Raw genomic sequence first — 19,108 nt, 5'->3', positions numbered from 1 at the left:
CACGTGGGGGTCAGGTCCAGACGGTGTCTATGTCGACGCCCTCGCGGGCGGGCGGGGTGGGTGCGCCGGCCGGGGTGCGGGAGAACCGCGGCGCCGGGGCGTGCTGGGTGACGCCGTCGAGGTCGATCAGCGACCCGCGGGCTGCGATGTGCTCGTTGGACGGCGCCTCCGCGAACGTCAGCACGGGCGACACGCAGGCGTCGGTGCCGAGGAAGATGGCCGCCCACTCGTCGCGGGTCTTCGACAGAAACTTCTCGGCGAAGACCTTCTTCATCTGCGGCCACGACGAGATGTCCATCTGCTGCGGCAGTTCGGCGGGGTCGAGTTCGAGGCCCTGCAACAACAGGGCGTAGAACTGCGGCTCGATCGAGCCGACGGCCATGTACTTGCCGTCGGACGTCTCGTAGGTGTCGTAGAACGGCGCGCCGGTGTCGAGCAGGTTGACGCCGCGCTCGTCGGACCAGACGCCGCGGCCGCGGAACGCCCACATCATGTGCGACAGGGCCAGTGCGCCGTCCACCATCGCCGCATCCACGACCTGGCCCTTGCCGGACGTCTGGCGTTCCACCAGTGCCGACAGGATCCCGAAGATCAGGAACATCGAACCGCCGCCGAAGTCGCCGACCATGTTCAGCGGCGGCACGGGACGCTCACCCTTGCGGCCGATGGCGTGCAGGACGCCGGTCAGCGAAATGTAGTTGATGTCGTGCCCGGCCGCGCTGGCCAGTGGACCCTCCTGGCCCCAGCCCGTCATCCGTCCGTACACGAGTCGCTCGTTGCGCTCGAGGCAGACATCGGGGCCCAGGCCCATGCGCTCGGTGACGCCGGGGCGGAAGCCCTCGATCACGACGTCCGCGCGCTCGATCAGACCGAGGACCTTCTCGACCTGCTCGGGGTCCTTCAGGTTGGCCTCGACGACGCGACGACCACGCTGGATCTGGTCGTACGGGCCGTCCGGCGGAATCACTCCGGGACGCTGGACGCACACCACGTCGGCGCCGAGATCGGCCAGGAGGGCGGCGGCGTGCGGGCCCGGTCCGAGGCCTGCGAATTCGACGACGCGAATGCCCGCGAGGGGGCCCTTCTTCTCTGTAACTGGAGCAGACACGCGAGTTCCTCATTCCGGTGCGAGACAACCTGTCGAATCGACGTTAACTTGCGGGCGCCCGGCCGTGTGCCCCGGGTCACGAGATACCGCCGCGGGTGACCCCGCGCCCTTGCCTGCCCACGGGTGCGCGGGGCACAGTTGATCCATGAGTCTTCAGGGTGAGCTCGTGAGTTTCGTGGCCAGCACCGATCTGGACGTCTCGGAGATGTTCTACGTGGAGACCCTGGGGCTGACGCGCGTCTCACGGGACGAGTTCGCGTTGGCCCTCGACTGCAACGGGGCTCTGCTCCGAGTCACGCTGGTGCAGGCGAAGGCCGACACCGGGTACACGGTGCTGGGGTGGAAGGTCCCCGACCTGAACAAGGTCGTCGAATCACTGCGCAGCAAGGGCATCGGGTTCACCGAGTACCCGGGCATGGATCAGGACGAGCACGCGGCCTGGCGCGCCCCGGACGGCATCCGCGTCGCGTGGTTCCGGGATCCGCACGGCAACGTGCTGTCGCTCTTCGAGGATCCGAACTGACCGACCTCAGGGGCGGGACGCATCGCGGCCGGCGAGCAGTGCCTCGGTAGCGTCCCACAACCGCGCGGCGAGTTCGGCGTCGCGTGCGTCCTTGCTCGGGTGAACGACCTTGCCGCCCTTCACGTATTTGCCGGTGAACTTGCCGCTCTCCGTCGCGGTGGCGGTCCAGACCACCGTTTCTGCAGCCTTCGCGACCTCGGCCGTGAACGGGGCCAGAAGTGTCCCCACCACCTGGTAGCCGAACGGCCGGACCCGCCCGAGGGAGGTGCCGCGGACGAAACCGGGGTCTGCGCAATTGACGACCAGCCTCGCGGGATCGGACCGCCGCGCCAATTCGCGGGAGAACAGGGTCAGGGCGAGTTTGGAGTTGTTGTATGCGCGCTGACCGTGGAACGTGTCCTTCGTGCCGTCGAGGTCGTCGAAGTCGAGGTGCCCGCCGCGATGTCCCGACGAGCTGATGTCGACGATGCGAGCCGGGTGCCGGTAACCGGCGGCGTCGGCGGTCGACGCCTCCGCCATCGCCGGAGCCAGCGTCGTCGCCAGCACGAACGGCGCGAGGTAGTTCACGGCGAACATCTCTTCGATGCCGTCGACCGTCAGCTGGCGATGCCCCACGTCGATGCCTGCGTCGTTCACCAGCACATCGATCCGCGGGAACCGGTGCAGCAGTTCCTCGGACAGCTTGCGGACCCGGTCGAGCGAGGACAGGTCGGCGAGCGCCGAGTTCAGCCGGTCGCGGTCGGTGCTCTCGGACAGTTCGGCGATCACCGCGTCGATCTTGTCCTGGTCTCGGCCGACCAGAACGACGGTGGCCCCGCGGCGTGCGAGTTGGCGGCAGGTCTCCAGGCCGAGCCCCGAGGTGGCACCGGTGACCACCATGGTGCGGCCTGCGAGATCGTTCGACTCGGTCATTCTCGCCTCCCGAATGCAGGTCTCTACGAGAGTAGGGCAACCGGGAGGGTCGCACCGGGGAACGAAAGCACCGCGAATCCGCTCGCGACTGCCGCCGCCTAGCGCCGGTGCTCGTACCCCAGCCAGGCGCGTCGACGCTCACCGAGCGGATCGTTCTCCACCCGGCTCGTATCGTCGATGATGAGGGTCTCCCGGCGCTCCGGCGAGTACCGGGGCCATCCGGGTGCGGGGGTCCCGTGCCGGGCGAAATGCAGCCAGTGCGACTGGACGGTGTCGGTGACGGCCCGCAACCCGCGGCGGCCACCGAGCGCGGTGAGCAGCCGCGCCCACGGCCCGGTCAAACCGAACACCGCGTACATTTCCGTCGCGTGGGTGGCGCCCAACCCGAGGACGTGGAGTAGCCGGGGTGCGAAGTCGTACCGGTAGCTGTAGGTCGGTGCGACGGTCGTGTGGCCCTGCGCGCACAGGACGGACGGTTCCCAGAACGTCACGTCGCCGCCGAGGTCCGCGGCCGCACGCCGACGGGGATAACCGGGGTAGGCGGCGATGGCCCGTTCCTTCACCGACGCGTCCACGTGCGAGAACATCTTGTCGATCCGGGTGGGATCGGTGGGCAGGATGTTCAGGAACCGGGGAAAGACCCTGCCCTCGTGGCGGTTCGTGCCGATGATCAGCGGAACAGGGTGGCCAGAGCCGGAAGCGAAACAGTCGAGCGGATGCGTGGGAAGGAAGAAGCCGTCGACGACGGGCGCGAACGCGCGGGTTCCCGGTTCCTCGTCGGCGCCCCGGTGCGCCAGTGTCGTCCCCGCGTCGACGAACTCGGCCGGGTCGGCGGTCTCGAGCCACGTCGCGGCCTCGGAGAGCGGAACCCCCGCGATCTCGAGGAATTCGCGCGACCACCGCGCCGCCCGCTCGGGGTGGTACGCGGATGCGACCGGAGGGCTCTCCGCGATGGCTCGCGCGAACAGGCCTTTCGCGGCGGGGGTCGTCATCAGTGTGGTGACGGCGTTGGCGCCTGCGGATTCGCCGAAGACGGTGACGTTGTCGGGGTCGCCGCCGAATTCGGCGATGTTGCGTTGCACCCAGTCGAGTGCGGCCACCTGGTCGCGGAGTCCGAGGTTGGAGTCGAAAGGCCGTTTGGGGGTGGAGAATTGGGTGAAGTCGAGGTATCCGAGTGATCCGAGGCGGTAGTTGATCGACACGTACACGATGTCGCCGCGGCGGACCAGCGACTCACCGCTGTAGAGCGACGAGGACGAGGACCCGCCGGAGTAGGCGCCGCCGTGGATGAACACCATCACGGGTCGCGGCGCTCCGAATGTGACCCCGGGTGCGAGCACGTTCAGGGTGAGACAGTCCTCGTCGGTCCCATCACCCTGCGGTGCGGGGGACCCGAAGTGGAAGGCCCGCCGGACCCCCGACCACGGTTCGACCGGTTGTGGGGCCCGCAACCGCAGCGGCCCGACCGGGGGAGCGGCGTAGGGGATACCCCGCCAGGCAGCCAGGTCGTCGTCGATCCGGCGCCCTCCGACGGCGCCGGCATCGGTGTGGACCTCGAGAGCGCTCACAGGCCCTGCCCGTGATAGCCCCGGTACCCCTCCCAGGCCAGCCTGCGCTCCCCGCGCGGATCGTCCTGGACGGTGGTGACGGTGTCGAACACGAGTGTTGCCCTCCTGTCGGTGTCGTACTTCGGCCACGACGCCAACGGTGTTCCCTGCGAAGCGAAGTGCAGCCAGTGCCGCTGCACGGTGTCCGTCACATCCTTGAGCCCGCGACGACCGCCCGGCAGGGTGAGGCCACGGCCGATCAGGGTGTCTGCGATGTCGAACACCGCGAACAGCTCGAACCCGTGCGTGGCGTCCAGTCCGAGCCATTTCATGGCGCGCGGAGCGAAGTCGAAACGGTAGCTGAAGGTGGGGGCGAACGCGGAGTGGGCCTCGGCCAGTTCGATCGACGGCTTCCAGAACGTCAGATCGCCGCCCAGGTCGACGGCCGCGTCCGGCGCCGGGTAGCCGGGATACGCGGCGGTGACGCGGGCCTCGGCGCCGGGGTCGGTGAGCGCGAACATCCGCCCGATCCGGTCGGGGTCGGTCGGCAGCGCGTCCAGGAGTTTCGGGAACAGGGTGCCCTCGCGGGCGTTGGTGCCGATGATCAGCGGAACCCGGTGTGCCGAGCCGTCGGCGAACGCGTCGAGCGGCGGCTTCGGCAGGAAGTCGCCGTCGATCACGGGTCCGAACGGGTGCAGTCCCGGCGTCTCCGACAGCACCTTCGCGCCGAGACGATTTCCGGCCCGGCCCAGTGCGCCGACAGGTGACGAGGCGAGCGCCTCTGCGGCAGTGTCCGGTTCGGCCCCGAGCAGCGTCACGTAGTCGGATGCCCATTGGGCGGCCCGGTCGGCGGTGGTGACGAGACCGGGGGCCGAACTCTCCGAGATCGCCCGTGTGAAAAGTCCTTTCGCGGCGGGGGTGGTCATGAGTGTGGTGACGGCGTTGGCGCCTGCGGATTCGCCGAAGACGGTGACGTTGTCGGGGTCGCCGCCGAATTCGGCGATGTTGCGTTGCACCCATTCGAGTGCGGCCACCTGGTCGCGGAGTCCGAGGTTGGAGTCGAAAGGTCTTTCGGGGGTGGAGAATTGGGTGAAGTCGAGGTATCCGAGCGATCCGAGGCGGTAGTTGATCGACACGTACACGATGTCGCCGCGGCGGACCAGCGACTGGCCGCCGTAGAGCGCGGTGGCCGACATGCCCAGCGTGTACGCGCCGCCGTGGATGAACACCATCACCGGGCGCGCCCCGGACGTGCCGGGCGTGGCCAGCACGTTGAGCGTCAGGCAGTTCTCGCTATTCGGCTGATACCTGCCCGGCCGGAGTGCGGTGAACTTCTTGTGCTGCACGGCGGCGTCGCCGAATTCGGTGGCATCGAACTCACCGGACCACGGCGTGACCGGCCGGGGTGCGCGCAACCGCAGCGGCCCGACCGGGGGAGCTGCGTAGGGAATTCCCCGCCACGCGACCAGGTCGCCGACGCGCCGGCCACGGACCACCCCTGCGGTCGTCCTCACCAGCGTGTCGGTCGTGAGAGTGTCAGACGCCATGTCGGAAACTATACGGAGACCGCCTGAGGGGGCGTTCACCTCCGCCGACGGTGTTCCGTTCGGCTCAGCGCCGAGCCTCCAGCAGCCGCAGCCACACCTCGCTCACGGTCGGGTAGGACGGGACCGCGTGCCACAGCGTGTCGAGCGGCACCTTCCCGACCAGCGCGATGGTGGCGGCATGGATGAGCTCGCCGACGTCCGTGCCCGCGAACGTCGCCCCGACCAGGGTGTCGGTGGCCCGGTCGACCACGAGCTTGGCGTGACCGCTGAAATCGTCGCGGGCCAGCGACGAGCCGGCGACGGCGATGTCGACCTCCACGACCTCGACGTCCACGCCGGCGTCACGCGCCTCCTTCTCGGTGATCCCGACGGCCGAGACCTCAGGATCGGCGAACACCACCTGGGGAACCTGGCGGTGGTCGGCGGTCGCCCGGAATCGGGACCCCTCCAGCGGCCTGCCCTCGGCGCGGGCGGCGATCACGTCGCCGCAGACGCGGGCCTGGTACTTGCCCATGTGAGTGAGCAACGCACGGCCGTTGGCGTCGCCGACGGCGTACAGCCATTCGTCCGCCGTCGTCAGATGGTCGTCGGTGGTGAGGTATCCGTGAGAGTTCAGCAGTCGCGCGTCGAGGCCGAGCGCCGACGTCGCCGGAGTGCGCCCTGTCGCGACGACGACCTCGTCGACGACGAGCGGGTCCTGTCCCGCCACGTCCAGAGTCACCGGGCCGCCGTGGATGCGGCCGATCCCCGTGTCCCGGGCGTCGGCCCGCTCGACGCCGCGAAGGTCCGCGCCGAACAGGACCCGCGCACCCTTCTTCTCCAGCGAGCGAGTGACCCGCTCACCGGCGAACGGCTCGTTCTTCGGGAGCAGCGCCCGGCCGCGCACCACCATCGTCAGTTCCTCGACGCCGAGGTCCAGCAGCCATGTCGCGCTCTCACAGGCCACGACGCCGCCGCCGATGACGGCGACCCGGCGCGGAATCTCTCTCAGGTTGGTGGCGTCCCGCGAGATCCACGGCAACGCCGCCCGCAGGCCGGGGGTGTCGGGGACGGCGGCGGTCGTCCCGGTGGCGACCACGACGGCGTGCCGGGCGTGCAGCTCGCGGGAATCGCCGACCGTCACCGTGCGGTCCCCGGTGATGCGTGCCGATCCGCGGATGACGTCGATCCCCTGCGAGTCGGCCCACATCACCTGCGACGAGTCGTCGTGGTTGCTGGTGAACGAGTCGCGTCGCGCCAGCACGGCGTCCGCGTCGAGCGGACCGGCCGACACCCCGGGCATGTTGCGCGCCGCCCCGAGGACCTCTCCCGGGCGCAGCAGCGCCTTGCTGGGCATGCACGCCCAGTAGGAGCATTCCCCGCCGACCAGTTCGTGTTCGATCAGTGCCGCAGTGCGGTCGCTGCCCGCGATGGCGTAACTTGCCGCGTTCTCACCCGCCGGACCGCCTCCGATCACGATGACATCGAACTCTTCCACGCCGCTCCCAGAGTCAGTCATACCTGTAACCGTAAGCCGGTCGGTGCTGGATGTCAGAGGTTCCGGCAGGCCTCTCGCGTTGTTACCCACGCGTAGATACTGTGGCGGAATGACACGGCAGAAGATTCTGATCACCGGGGCCAGCTCGGGACTCGGCGAGGAGATGGCGCGTCGGTTCGCCGCCCAGGGACGAGACCTCGCGCTGTGTGCGCGCCGCGTCGAACGGCTCGAGTCCGTGCGCGACGAGTTGCAGTCGGCGCATCCCGGGATCACCGCCGCCGTCCGGGAACTCGACGTCACCGACCACGACGCGGTGGTCCGGGTCTTCGGCGAACTGCGCGACGAGCTGGGCGGACTCGATCGCGTCGTCGTCAACGCCGGACTCGGCAAAGGGGCCAGGATCGGAACGGGCCGGGCCGACGCCAATCTCGCCACCGCCCGCACCAACTTCGTCGGCGCCCTGTCGCAGTGCGAGGCGGCGCTCGGGATCTTCCGCGAACAGAACTCCGGGCACCTCGTGCTCGTGTCCTCGATCAGTGCAGATCGCGGTCTGCCCGGCCCGAAGGCGGCGTACTCGGCGAGCAAGGCGGGAGTGTCGGCCCTGGGCGAGGCGCTGACCGCGGAACTGGCGAAGAGTCCGATCGTGGTGACCACGCTGCTGCCCGGGTACATCGCCACCGACATGTCGGGCAAGGCCGGCGACAGTTCCACAATGACGGCCACCCTCGACGACGGCGTCGATGCGATGGTCGCGGCCATCGAGAAGGAGACGAACCGCGCTGCGCTGCCGGGTATCAAATGGCGCGGAATCGACCTCGCGTTGAGATTCCTTCCTCATGCGTGGACATCCCGGTTCGTGTAGGACTGACCTATGACGACCGCCCAGGAATCCTCGTCCCTCGGCCTGCAGCGTTCGAGGCCGCGTGTCGTCATCGTCGGGGGAGGGTTCGGCGGAATCCACGCCGCCCGGCGGCTCCGCGACGTCGATGTGGACGTCACCCTGCTGGACCGTGGAACCAGCCACCTCTTCCAGCCGCTGCTCTATCAATGCGCGACGGGGTTGCTCTCCGAGGGCGAGATCAGCAGCCCGCTGCGGCACCTGCTGCGCGGGAACCGCAACGTGCACGTCGCCCTCGGGGAGGCGCACACGATCGACGCCGTCGGCCGCGTTCTGACCGCCAGCCGCTTCGACGGATCCACGTTCGAACTCCCGTACGACTACCTGATCGTCGCGGCGGGAATGCGTCAGGCGTACCACGGGCACGACGAGTACATCCAGTGGGCGCCGGGGATGAAGACCCTCGACGACGCGCTCGCCATACGCCGAAAGCTGATCTGCGCCTTCGAGATGGCCGAATCGCTAGCCACCGCGGAGGAGCGCAGGCCCTGGCTGACGTTCGCCGTCGCGGGCGGCGGGCCCACCGGAGTCGAACTGGCGGGCCAGATCCGGGAACTCGCCGTGCACGCCCTCGCCCACGAGTTCCAGTCCATCGACCCGTGCGAGGCCCGGGTGCTGCTGTTCCACGGCGGCGACCGCGTGCTCCCGTCGTTCAACCGGAAACTGTCCGCGGCGGCGCAGCGGACCCTCGACAAGGTCGGCGTCGAAACGCACCTCGGTGTGCACGTCACCGACGTCTGCGAGACCAGCATCGAGACGACGGCCAAGAACGCCGCCCGCACCAAGAAGCGCTACGGGGCTCGCACGATCCTCTGGACCGCGGGCGTCGAGGCTGTGCCGTTCGCGGAAGCTCTCGCGAATGCGGTGGGCGTGAAGCAGATTCAGGGTGGGCGCATCGCCGTCGAACCCGATCTCACCGTGCCCGGTCACCCGAACGTCTGGGTGATCGGCGACCTGATGTCGCTGAACGAGCTCCCGGGCGTGGCCGAGGTCGCGATGCAGGGCGGCAGGCACGTCGGTGGGTGCATCGCCCGCACGGTCGCGGGGGGAACGCCCGACCGCAAACCCTTCAAGTACCGCGACCTGGGGAGCGCGGCGTACATCGCCCGCAGGCACGCGCTGCTTCAGGCGGGCCCGATCCGGATGTCCGGATTCCTGGGCTGGGTGTCGTGGGGTGCCATCCACATCGCATTCCTCGCCGGGTACCGCAACCGGTTCGGCACCCTGCTCAACTGGGCCGTCACGCTGGCGTCGCGGACGCGCCGGGAGCGGGCGATCACCTACGGCGATCCGCAGTCGGCGCGTCTGCCCTACTCCGAACCCGCGTCCGAGTCCTGACTCACCAGCCTCGTGCGTCGAGACCGTGCCGGGCGAGGACGTTCATCGCCCGTTCCCGGAGCCCGGCGTGGTCCGGACTGTCCAGGGACTCGAGCGCGAGGGTGTAGTTGCCGCCGAACCGGTTGAGATAGGCGGAGAGCCGGGTGCGGCTGGTCACGACACCCGGATGCACGGCGCGGGTGGCGATGCCGGTGGCGCGGTGACCGCCGATCGAGACGAGCGCCTCGGGTAGCGGTCCGATGTTGGAACACAGCACGTCCCGTTCGCCGGGGTTGCCCGTGAGGGCGTGCGCCACCCGGTCGGGGACCAGTTGCAGCATCTCCTCCGGGAACCCGGCCGGACTCGTCATCGCGGGTGCGGAGAACGCCGCGCGGCTCGCGGCCCGCACATCCGCGACGGTGTCCTGCGGGCCGACGTCCACCTCGACCATGGCAACGGAGTTCGCGGTGCCCGGCGGGTTGCCCGGGCCCCGCAGATCCATCGGCACACTGATCGTGAGCGGCCGGGATTCGCCGTCCCGTCGCGCCAGCTCGGCCACCACGGCCAGGAACAGGCTGTTCGGGGTTCCGCCTGCCTGCTCCGCGGCGGCGTCCCACTGCTCGGCATCCACGTCCAGCACCGCCGACACAGGTGAGTGGCAAAGTGTGCCGGGGGACGCTTTGCCGCTCACGTGCAGGAAGCGCCGGAGTTCCGCGCGACGGGTCCCGCTCACCACGAGACCGGCGACCGCACGCGCGGTTCCCTCCGTCACGCGGCGGGCGAGCCGGGTGGCGTCCCACATGTCCGCGACAGCGCCGTCCGAACCTCCCGGGTCCGATGGGGGCAGTCCCTGCAGCCCCGCCGCGATGGCTGTCGCCAGACCGCGCGCGTCCGCGATCACGTGGGAACACACCAGCGACAGCACCGTGCCCCCGTCGGCCGGACGTGCGCACGCCAGACGCCAGGCGGGACCCCGCTCGGGGTCCACCGACAACGAGCCCTGCTCGTCCGCCCACGCGAGGACCGCTCCAGACTCGATCTCCGCGTATTCGACGGGAAAGGCGTCGGTACTCGGCTCGAACCGCGGCCGAGCGCCGGGAATCCGCGGACGCACCACGCGCCTGCCCAACGGTCCGTGGGCGAGGTCTGCGCTCAGGGAATCGAGGGTCGAGGCGTTCACCCGCCCGTCGGTACGCCACAGTCCCTGCATCACGATCGGCGTTCCCCACCCCCGATGGGTGCGCAGGAACATCTCGTCGACAACGCTCAATCGGGCGCTCACCAGCGAAGTGTACGACCGGTCGAGGTGGTCGCCGGACGCCGACCTCTGGACAGCCGGCGCATACTGGAAGTGCAGCGCTGTACGGACCGCACACGGAGAACACCATGGTTAGCGTCGAGATATGGAAGGTGTGGGGTTCCCTCGTGGAAGTCGACGTCACCGAGGGTGCCGCCCTTCCCGAGGCTGCTGCGCTGATCGCGGCCGTCATCGACGAGGCCGAATCGGTCTGCGACATCCACCGCGGCGCCGCCGAGATCCACGCCGTCAACCTTTCGCAGGGCGCGCCGGTGAAGGTCAGCCGGCGGATGTCCGCGCTGCTGCGTTCGGCGCTCTGGGCCGCCCGGATGACCGACGGGGTGGTGAACCCGCTCGCCTCCGAATCCCCCGACGAGGACCTGATCCCCACCGTGCACCCGGCGCCCAGCTTCCTCGACATCCAGATCGACGACGACGTCGTGTTCGCGCCGTGGGGCGCCTCGTTCGACATCACCGACACCGCCAAGGCCGACACGGTCGATCGGGCGGCGGAACTGGTCGCCCGCCAACTCGAGTGCGGGGCCGCCGTGCGAATCGGCGACGTCATCGCGACGGCCGGACACTGTCCCGCCGGCGGGTGGCAGATCCCGGTGCCCGGCGACGGCGAGGTCGAACTGGTGAACGGGACGGCGATGGCGACGGCGTTCGCGCCCCCGGCCACCGAACCACCCACCGCCACCGAATGGGAGACCGTGACGGTGATCGCGGACGACGCGCTCTGGGCATACGCGGCCAGCGTCGCCGCCCTCGCCCGGGGCATCGGTGCGATCCGCTGGATCGAACAGCACGAGCTGCGTGCCCGGCTGGTGGACCGTTCGGGCCGGGTCTACACCACCGAGAGCTGGTGAATCACGCCCGTCCACGCTGACGGCGATACCAGCGCACCAGGCTGTCCGTGGACGAATCGCTTTGCGCGGCCGGTTCATCCGCGGAGGTGAGCACCGGCTGCAACTCCACGGCCTGCGTCTTGCCGAGCTCGACACCCCACTGGTCGAACGAGTCGATGCCCCACACGACGCCCTCGACGAACACCTGGTGCTCGTACAGGGCGATCAGCTGCCCGATCACCGACGGGGTGAGCTTCGGCGCGAGAATCGTGGTGGACGGCCGGTTGCCGGGCATGACCTTGTGCGGCACCAGATGTTCGGGCGTGCCCTCGGCCGCGATCTCCTCGGCCGTCTTGCCGAACGCCAGGACCTTCGTCTGGGCGAAGAAGTTGCTCATCAGCAGGTCGTGCATGCTGCCGGTGCCGTCCGCGGTGGGCAGGTCGTCCGTGGGCTCGCCGAAACCGATGAAATCGGACGGGACGAGCCGCGTGCCCTGGTGCAGGAGCTGGTAGAAGGCGTGCTGCCCGTTGGTTCCGGGTTCGCCCCAGAAGATCTCACCGGTGGGCGTGGGGACGGGTGAGCCGTCGGCGCGCACCGACTTGCCGTTCGATTCCATCGTCAACTGCTGCAGATAGGCCGCGAACCGCACGAGGTCGTTGGAATACGGCAGCACGGCACGGGATTCGGCACCGAAGAAGTTCGAGTACCAGAGGCCGATCAGGCCGAGCAGGACCGGCGCGTTCTCCTCGAGCGGCGCCGTCCGGAAGTGTTCGTCCACGGCGTGGAAGCCGGCGAGGAACTCCGCGAAACGCTCTTTGCCGATCGCCACCATCACCGACAGCCCGATGGCGGAATCGACCGAATACCGGCCGCCCACCCAATCCCAGAATCCGAACATGTTGGCCGTGTCGATACCGAACTCCGCCACCCGATCCGCGTGCGTCGAGACGGCGACGAAATGCTTTGCGACCGCTTCGTTTCCGAGGCCGAGACCGCCGAGCAGCCAGCGCCGCGCGGCGGTGGCGTTGGTGAGCGTCTCGAGCGTCGAGAACGTCTTGGACGCCACGATGAACAGGGTGGTGGCCGGGTCGAGGCCCTGCAGGCTGCGCACCAGGTCGGCGGGGTCGACGTTGGAGATGAACCGGACACTGATGCCGGCGTCGGCGTAGTGCCGCAGTGCGCGGTACACCATCACCGGACCCAGATCCGAGCCGCCGATACCGATGTTGACAACCGTCTTGATTCGCTCGCCCGTCGCGCCGCGCCATTCACCGGAGCGCACACGATCCGTGAAGTCGCCCATGCGGTCGAGGACCTCGTGGACGTCGGCCACCACGTCCTGCCCGTCGACGACGAGAGAGGCGTCGGCGGGCAGCCTCAGCGCGGTGTGGAGGACGGCGCGGTCCTCGGAGGTGTTGATGTGCTCGCCCGCGAACATCGCGTCCCGGCGTGCCTCCAGGTCGGCGCTGCGCGCCAGCTCGAGGAGCAACCCGATCGTGTCGCGGTCGATGCGGTGCTTGCTGTAGTCGATGTACAGGTCGCCGGCGGAGACGGTGAGCTCCCGCCCGCGTGCCGGGTCCTTCTCGAAGAGTTCTCGAAGATGGACGGACTGAATTTGAGCGTGATGATCACGCAATTTCTGCCAGGCAGCGGTTCCGGTGATGTCTGAGCTCACGAGATTTGAGCTTAATGCCCGCGCGTCGAAACTTCCGTGCGAACTTCGGTGCGGCGCATGATGGACGTCATGGATGCTGTCGAACTCATGCGAACCGTTCCCACAACCCTCTTCCTCGGCGGCGAGAAGCGTGACGCCGAGAACGGCGCCACGTTCACCGTTTTCGACCCGGCCACGGGTGACGCGCTCACCGAGGTGGCGGACGCCAGCCCCGCCGACGCGATGACGGCGCTCGACGCCGCGGTCGCGGTGCAGCGGGAGTGGGCCGCGACCCCGGCACGTGAACGCGGGGAGCTGCTCCGCGCGGTGTTCGAGAAGATCACGGCCCGGGCCGACGACTTCGCGCTGCTGATGACGCTGGAGATGGGCAAGGCGCTGCCCGAGAGCGCGGCGGAGGTCAAGTACGGCGCCGAGTTCTTCCGGTGGTTCAGCGAGGAGGCCGTGCGAATCGCCGGCCGCTACACACCGGCACCCGCGGGGAACGGACGCATCCTGGTGACCAAGCAGCCCGTCGGGCCGTGTCTGGCGATCACACCGTGGAACTTCCCGCTCGCGATGGGCACCCGCAAGATCGGACCCGCCCTGGCCGCCGGCTGCACGATGATCGTCAAACCCGCGTCCGAGACTCCGTTGACGATGCTCCTGCTCGCCGAGGTGATGGCCGACGCGGGGCTGCCGAAGGGCGTGCTGTCCGTGCTGCCGACGTCGAAGTCGGGGGAGGTCACCGGTCCGCTGATCGACGACCCCCGGCTGCGGAAGCTGACGTTCACCGGGTCGACCGGGGTAGGACGGATGCTCGTCGAGAAGTCGGCGAAGGGGCTGCTGCGCACGTCCATGGAACTCGGCGGGAATGCGCCGTTCGTGGTCTTCGACGACGCGGACGTGGACAAGGCGGTGGCCGGCGCCGTCCTCGCCAAGATGCGTAACGGTGGCGAGGCCTGCACCGCGGCCAATCGATTCCACGTCGCGAACAGCGTGCGGGAGGAGTTCACCGCGAAGCTCGTCGACAAGCTGTCCTCGTACACGCTCGGACCCGGCACGGATCCCGACACGACGCTCGGCCCGCTGATCAACGCGGATCAACTCGAGAAGGTCGGGGAATTGGTGCAGGACGCCGTCGGCGCCGGTGCCCGGGTGCGGCTCGGCGGGGTCGCACCGGAAGGTCCCGGCTACTTCTACCCGGCGACCGTGCTGGACGAGATCCCGGTGCAGGCGCGGATCCTGAAGGAAGAGGTGTTCGGACCGGTGGTCGCGATCGCAGGGTTCGACACCGAGGAGGAGGGGATCGCCGCGGCCAACGACACGGAGTTCGGCCTGGCGTCGTACATCTTCACTCGCGATCTGGACCGTGCACTCCGTGTGGCCGACGCCCTCGAATCGGGCATGGTCGGCATCAATCGCGGGGTCATCTCGGACACCGCTGCCCCCTTCGGCGGCGTCAAAGCGTCAGGCTTCGGGCGCGAAGGGGGCAGTGAAGGCATCGAGGAGTACCTGGATACCAAGTACGTGGCACTCGAGCCGTAACGACCGCCGTCGGGGGACGGGCAGGCCGTTTCGGGAAATCAGTGACCGAGGCGGCCGCGCCCGAGGCGCAGCAGCAGCATGGCGAGTGTGTGGCCTTCCTGGCCGAGTTCGTTGAACCGCTCGAGCACCTTCATCTCACGGCTGTGGACGAGGCGGGGACCGCCGGACGCCATTCGGGTGCGCCCGATGAGCTGCGAGACCTCCGCGCGGCGCTTGATGGCGGCGAGAATCTCGGCGTCGAGCTTGTCGATCTCCTGGCGGAGAACCTCGATCTCGGCCTCGCTGGTGGGAACAGCGGTTTCCTTGGCGGCTGATGCGACGGTCTGAGTGCTCATTGGTTCGTCTCCCTCTTGTCAGAACTTGGATCGTTGTTTTGGCTCGAGTCGTTACCGATCCAGGCTCGTTTGACGAAAAAAGCCCCGGATCCGGTGCGGACCTCGGGGCTCGTGAGCTGTTCAGTTCACGGGCACCGGAGGCCGGTACCCGTAAAAAAATCGCCACAGGGGGCGCGACGGCGGACTGAACATGTGTACCAGTTTGCCATGGCGGTAGCGCGCAGGCCAAGCCGCTGTGACGCTGTCGGTACACGCCGGTAAGTTTGATAGTTGATGAACACTATCTCCGGCACCGCTTCTCCCCTGAGCGCAGAGTCGACTCCGCACGCCGCCGCACCGGCGCGCGCAGGGTCCGATGCGCTCCTCCAGGGCCTCAACCCACCGCAACGGGAAGCGGTCGTGCACGCCGGTTCTCCGCTGTTGATCGTCGCGGGTGCAGGCTCGGGCAAGACGGCTGTGCTCACCCGCCGCATCGCATATCTGCTGGCCGAGCGGGGGGTGATGCCCGGTCAGATCCTCGCCATCACATTCACCAACAAGGCCGCCGCGGAGATGCGGGAGCGCGTCGCCCACCTCGTCGGCCCCAGGGCCAACAGCATGTGGGTGTCCACGTTCCACTCCAGCTGCGTGCGGATCCTGCGGGCCCAGGCGGCGCTGCTCCCCGGCCTCAACTCGAACTTCTCCATCTACGACGCGGACGATTCACGGCGACTGCTGACGATGATCGCCAAGGATCTGAACATCGACACCAAGCGCTATTCGGCGCGGCTGCTCGCCACCCACATCTCGAATCTCAAGAACGAACTCGTCGATCCGGAGCAGGCGAGCGCCGACGCCGACCAGGATCCGGCGGAACTGCCGCGGCTGATCGCCAAGGTGTACGGGCACTACCAGCAGCGGTTGCGTTCGGCGAACGCGCTGGACTTCGACGACCTGATCGGCGAGACGGTCGCGATGCTGCAGGCGTTCCCCCAGGTGGCCGAGTACTACCGCCGACGGTTCCGGCACGTGCTGGTCGACGAGTACCAGGACACGAACCACGCCCAGTACATGCTGGTGCGCGAGCTGGTCGGTGGAACCGCGGACGGCGAGGACGCGGACCACCGGGTCGCCCCGGCCGAGCTGTGTGTGGTGGGCGACGCGGATCAGTCGATCTACGCGTTCCGCGGCGCCACGATCCGCAACATCGAGGAGTTCGAGCGGGACTACCCGGACGCCCGCACCATCCTGCTGGAGCAGAACTACCGCTCCACCCAGAACATCCTGTCGGCGGCCAACTCGGTGATCTCGAAGAACACCGGCCGGCGTGAGAAGCGTCTGTGGACCGATTCGGGTGTCGGTGAGCTCATCACCGGTTACGTCGCGGACAACGAGCACGACGAGGCGTCGTTCGTGGCGTCCGAGATCGACAAGCTCGTCGATTCCGGCGACGCCAAGTTCGGGGACGTCGCCGTGTTCTACCGCACCAACAACTCGTCCCGTGCCCTCGAAGAGATCTTCATCCGGCTCGGCGTTCCGTACAAGGTCGTCGGCGGAGTGCGGTTCTACGAGCGCAAGGAGGTGCGCGACATCGTCGCGTATCTCCGTGTCCTTGCGAACGAGGACGACACCGTCAGCCTGCGCCGGATCCTCAACACTCCCCGCCGCGGCATCGGCGACCGCGCCGAGGCGTGTGTGGCCGTCCACTCCGAGCAGCGGGGCATCAGCTTCGCCGAGGCGCTGCGGGACGGTGGTGAGGGCCGCGTGCCGTTGCTGAACACCCGTTCCCAGAAGGCCATCGCGTCGTTCCTCGAGCTCATGGACGGACTGCGGGTGCTGCTCCCACCGGAGACCACTGCGGATGACGTCGTCCCCGACCAGCTCGGCGACATCGGCGACGTCGTCGAGGCGGTTCTCGAGCGGACGGGCTACCGCGCCGAGCTCGCGGCGAGCAGTGATCCCCAGGACGGGGCGCGCCTCGACAACCTCAACGAACTCGTCAGCGTGGCGCGTGAGTTCAGCTCCGACGCGAGGAACTCGGCCGGCCTCGTGGAACCGCCGGAGGACGGCGACGTCGACGCCCGGGACGGTGAACCCGACCCCGGTTCCCTCGCCGCGTTCCTCGAACGGGTGTCCCTGGTCGCGGACTCCGATCAGCTGCCCGACAACGACGAGGGCGTCGTCACCCTGATGACCCTGCACACCGCGAAGGGGCTCGAGTTCCCAGTCGTCTTCGTCACCGGGTGGGAAGACGGTCAGTTCCCGCACATGCGGGCGCTCGGCGACCCCACGGAACTGTCGGAGGAGCGCCGGCTCGCGTACGTGGGCATCACCCGGGCCCGGCAGCGGCTGTATCTGACGCGGGCCGTCATGCGGTCGGCGTGGGGCCAGCCCATCCAGAACCCGGAGTCGCGGTTCCTGCAGGAGATCCCGTCGGATCTCGTGCACTGGCGTCGTGAGGACCCGGGCACCGGTATCGGTTCCGGTAATGCGATCGGCGGTGGCCGTGCGCGTGGATCGGGATACGGCGGTCAGGGCTTCGGCGGCGGTTCCGGGTACAGCGGCGGGTCGGCAGGCACGCCGAGCTTCGGTGCCGCCCGCTCCCGCAACAACAACCTGGTGCTCACGGTCGGCGACCGTGTCAGTCACGACAAGTACGGCCTCGGCACGGTCCTCGAGACCAAGGGCGCCGGGCCGACCGCGACGGTCACGATCGATTTCGGCAGCGCGGGGAAGGTCCGGCTGATGCTGATCGGTGGCGTCCCGATGGTCAAGCTGTAGCGACGACAAAACGACTGCGGCGCATGCAATGCATGCGCCGCAGTCGTGTGTTCGGGGTGGTGCCGAGAGTTTTCGGTCAGTCCATCTCGGGGCCGAGGCTGATGCCGCGGGAGGCCAGCCAGGGGAGGGGATCGATCTTGTTCTCGCCGGCGAGGTGGACCTCGAAGTGCAGGTGCGGGCCGGTGGAGAAGCCGCGGTTGCCGACGGTCGCGATCTGGTCGCCCGCCATGACCTTCTGGCCGACGGTGACGGTGGAGGTGTTGATGTGGCCGTAGACGGTGATGGTGCCGTCGGCGTGCTTGAGGCGGACCCACATGCCGAACCCGGAAGCCGGACCCGAGTCGATGACCTCGCCGTCGGCGACGGCCACGATGGGGGTGCCGATGGGGGCGGCGATGTCGACGCCCGCGTGCAGGGTGCCCCAGCGGCTTCCGAAGTTGGAGGTGAAGGTTCCCACGGCGGGGAGGACGAACAGGGGGCGACGGGCAGCGGCTTCGCGGGCGGCGCGCTCTTCGCTGAAACGCTGTCCCTTGGCGAGCAGGTTGCTGAACTGCGACAGGTCGGTCGGGTTCGCGATGTTGAGGACCTGCGGGGCGTTCGAATCGGACGCGGCGGTGTCGGCGACCGTGGAGAACTGCGCGGCCTGCGGCTCGGCGGTGGTTCCGATGGCGCTCGACTCGTCACTGGCGAGGGCGACCTCGGAGTGGTCGGAGGAACTGGACGACCCGCTGGTGACGGCGGCCTGGCCTGCGGCGACTACGGCGCCCGCTGCGACTGCGAGGACTGCGGCGCGACCTTTGAGAGCTGAGGGGGGAGTCGGGAGGCGGTGGGCTCCGCGGCGGGAGTGGGAGGGTGCGCCCTCGAAGGACTCGGAACCGCTGCGGGGGGTGAAGCCGGGAATCTCGGACTCGGTGTCGATGGTCTCGAAGCCGTTGCCGGCGTCGACGCTGTCGGGGGCGGAGCGTGTGGACTGCGAATTGCGGAAGAACATGCGTGAAATCTCAGAACTATCGGTCTCGGGATGACGCTCGACCGACCTCGGGGGGTACGTGGGCGCGACTTCGTCGCTGTGGCCCCGCAACTCGTCATCGTGGTGACTCACAAAACGGCTGGCCGTGAACTGGCTGCGATGGTGCATACGCCCGTCCGTCCTCCTGCTCGTGACCTGCCTGTGACTTAGACCTTGGCGACGGTAACGAAACGGTTGCGATGCGCGCAACCTGTAACGCGGAGGAACGGCTACATGTGACGGGCATCACAAACTGAGCTGGGGAAACGTCGAACCCACTTTTCGTCTCGGTTCAATCTCGCCCGTGTGCACGCGTGTCACAACCACGGGG

General features: G+C 68.7%; 15 protein-coding genes. 6 read left to right on the top strand and 9 right to left on the bottom strand.

The window, feature by feature from the left end:
- Nucleotides 1–10: 10 nt before the first annotated feature.
- The gene (locus ACFVJ3_RS07365) at nucleotides 11–1,108 is read right to left on the bottom strand and encodes a CaiB/BaiF CoA transferase family protein (protein ID WP_378451440.1); all 1,098 of its coding nucleotides are present in this window, start codon (nucleotides 1,106–1,108) and stop codon (nucleotides 11–13) included.
- Nucleotides 1,109–1,253: 145 nt separating this feature from the next.
- On the opposite strand from ACFVJ3_RS07365, the gene ACFVJ3_RS07360 reads away from it, so the two are divergent.
- The gene (locus ACFVJ3_RS07360) at nucleotides 1,254–1,631 is read left to right on the top strand and encodes a VOC family protein (RefSeq protein ID WP_378451439.1); all 378 of its coding nucleotides are present in this window, start codon (nucleotides 1,254–1,256) and stop codon (nucleotides 1,629–1,631) included.
- A 6-nt stretch (nucleotides 1,632–1,637) separates the two neighbouring features.
- Here the strand turns inward: ACFVJ3_RS07360 and ACFVJ3_RS07355 are convergent, their stop codons facing one another.
- The 4 genes from ACFVJ3_RS07355 to ACFVJ3_RS07340 all read right to left on the bottom strand — a co-directional run bounded on the left by ACFVJ3_RS07355 (nucleotide 1,638) and on the right by ACFVJ3_RS07340 (nucleotide 7,135).
- Nucleotides 1,638–2,543, bottom strand: a complete 906-nt coding sequence (locus ACFVJ3_RS07355; protein WP_378451438.1) for an SDR family oxidoreductase — start codon at nucleotides 2,541–2,543, stop codon at nucleotides 1,638–1,640.
- A gap of 98 nt (nucleotides 2,544–2,641) precedes the next feature.
- Nucleotides 2,642–4,111 carry a carboxylesterase/lipase family protein gene (locus ACFVJ3_RS07350; protein ID WP_378451437.1) on the bottom strand — a complete coding sequence of 490 codons (1,470 nt, stop codon included), beginning with the start codon at nucleotides 4,109–4,111 and terminating at the stop codon, nucleotides 2,642–2,644.
- Nucleotides 4,108–5,637 (bottom strand): carboxylesterase/lipase family protein, encoded by a 1,530-nt coding sequence (locus ACFVJ3_RS07345; RefSeq protein WP_378451436.1) that lies wholly within the window; start codon nucleotides 5,635–5,637, stop codon nucleotides 4,108–4,110. The genes ACFVJ3_RS07350 and ACFVJ3_RS07345 overlap by 4 nt, the downstream gene beginning before the upstream one ends.
- A 64-nt stretch (nucleotides 5,638–5,701) precedes the next feature.
- The gene (locus ACFVJ3_RS07340; protein WP_378451435.1) at nucleotides 5,702–7,135 is read right to left on the bottom strand and encodes a dihydrolipoyl dehydrogenase family protein; all 1,434 of its coding nucleotides are present in this window, start codon (nucleotides 7,133–7,135) and stop codon (nucleotides 5,702–5,704) included.
- Nucleotides 7,136–7,223: 88 nt separating this feature from the next.
- Here ACFVJ3_RS07340 and ACFVJ3_RS07335 point away from each other — a divergent pair, with 88 nt between their 5' ends.
- Together ACFVJ3_RS07335 and ACFVJ3_RS07330 are read left to right on the top strand one after the other, a co-directional pair.
- On the top strand, nucleotides 7,224–7,976 hold the full coding sequence (locus ACFVJ3_RS07335) for an SDR family oxidoreductase (protein WP_378451434.1): 753 nt from the start codon (nucleotides 7,224–7,226) through the stop codon (nucleotides 7,974–7,976).
- A gap of 9 nt (nucleotides 7,977–7,985) precedes the next feature.
- Entirely contained in the window at nucleotides 7,986–9,350 is a 1,365-nt protein-coding gene (locus ACFVJ3_RS07330) for an NAD(P)/FAD-dependent oxidoreductase (RefSeq protein WP_378451433.1), read from the top strand.
- 1 nt (nucleotide 9,351) lies between these two features.
- Here the strand turns inward: ACFVJ3_RS07330 and ACFVJ3_RS07325 are convergent, their stop codons facing one another.
- Nucleotides 9,352–10,611 (bottom strand): hypothetical protein, encoded by a 1,260-nt coding sequence (locus tag ACFVJ3_RS07325; protein WP_378451432.1) that lies wholly within the window; start codon nucleotides 10,609–10,611, stop codon nucleotides 9,352–9,354.
- Between the two features lie 104 nt (nucleotides 10,612–10,715).
- Between ACFVJ3_RS07325 and ACFVJ3_RS07320 the strand changes: the two genes are divergently transcribed.
- Nucleotides 10,716–11,495 carry an FAD:protein FMN transferase gene (locus ACFVJ3_RS07320; protein ID WP_378451431.1) on the top strand — a complete coding sequence of 260 codons (780 nt, stop codon included), beginning with the start codon at nucleotides 10,716–10,718 and terminating at the stop codon, nucleotides 11,493–11,495.
- A gap of 1 nt (nucleotide 11,496) precedes the next feature.
- On the opposite strand, the gene pgi is transcribed toward ACFVJ3_RS07320, so the two are convergent.
- On the bottom strand, nucleotides 11,497–13,149 hold the full coding sequence (pgi, locus tag ACFVJ3_RS07315) for a glucose-6-phosphate isomerase (RefSeq protein ID WP_378451430.1): 1,653 nt from the start codon (nucleotides 13,147–13,149) through the stop codon (nucleotides 11,497–11,499).
- A gap of 69 nt (nucleotides 13,150–13,218) precedes the next feature.
- On the opposite strand from pgi, the gene ACFVJ3_RS07310 reads away from it, so the two are divergent.
- Entirely contained in the window at nucleotides 13,219–14,673 is a 1,455-nt protein-coding gene (locus ACFVJ3_RS07310; RefSeq protein ID WP_378451429.1) for an NAD-dependent succinate-semialdehyde dehydrogenase, read from the top strand.
- A 38-nt stretch (nucleotides 14,674–14,711) separates the two neighbouring features.
- Here the strand turns inward: ACFVJ3_RS07310 and ACFVJ3_RS07305 are convergent, their stop codons facing one another.
- The gene (locus ACFVJ3_RS07305; protein ID WP_005238528.1) at nucleotides 14,712–15,008 is read right to left on the bottom strand and encodes a chorismate mutase; all 297 of its coding nucleotides are present in this window, start codon (nucleotides 15,006–15,008) and stop codon (nucleotides 14,712–14,714) included.
- 273 nt (nucleotides 15,009–15,281) lie between these two features.
- On the opposite strand from ACFVJ3_RS07305, the gene pcrA reads away from it, so the two are divergent.
- Nucleotides 15,282–17,768: a DNA helicase PcrA gene (gene pcrA, locus ACFVJ3_RS07300; RefSeq protein ID WP_378451428.1), complete on the top strand. Its 2,487-nt coding sequence runs from the start codon at nucleotides 15,282–15,284 to the stop codon at nucleotides 17,766–17,768.
- A 76-nt stretch (nucleotides 17,769–17,844) separates the two neighbouring features.
- Here pcrA and ACFVJ3_RS07295 read toward each other — a convergent pair whose 3' ends face one another.
- Nucleotides 17,845–18,906 carry a M23 family metallopeptidase gene (locus tag ACFVJ3_RS07295; RefSeq protein WP_378451427.1) on the bottom strand — a complete coding sequence of 354 codons (1,062 nt, stop codon included), beginning with the start codon at nucleotides 18,904–18,906 and terminating at the stop codon, nucleotides 17,845–17,847.
- Nucleotides 18,907–19,108: the final 202 nt, after the last annotated feature.

The sequence above is a fragment of the Rhodococcus sp. NPDC127593 genome (assembly GCF_042671975.1).
Lineage (GTDB): Bacteria > Actinomycetota > Actinomycetes > Mycobacteriales > Mycobacteriaceae > Rhodococcus_F.
The sequence above is the reverse complement of the archived record's forward strand: the minus strand, read 5'-3'. Positions and strand labels throughout refer to the sequence as shown.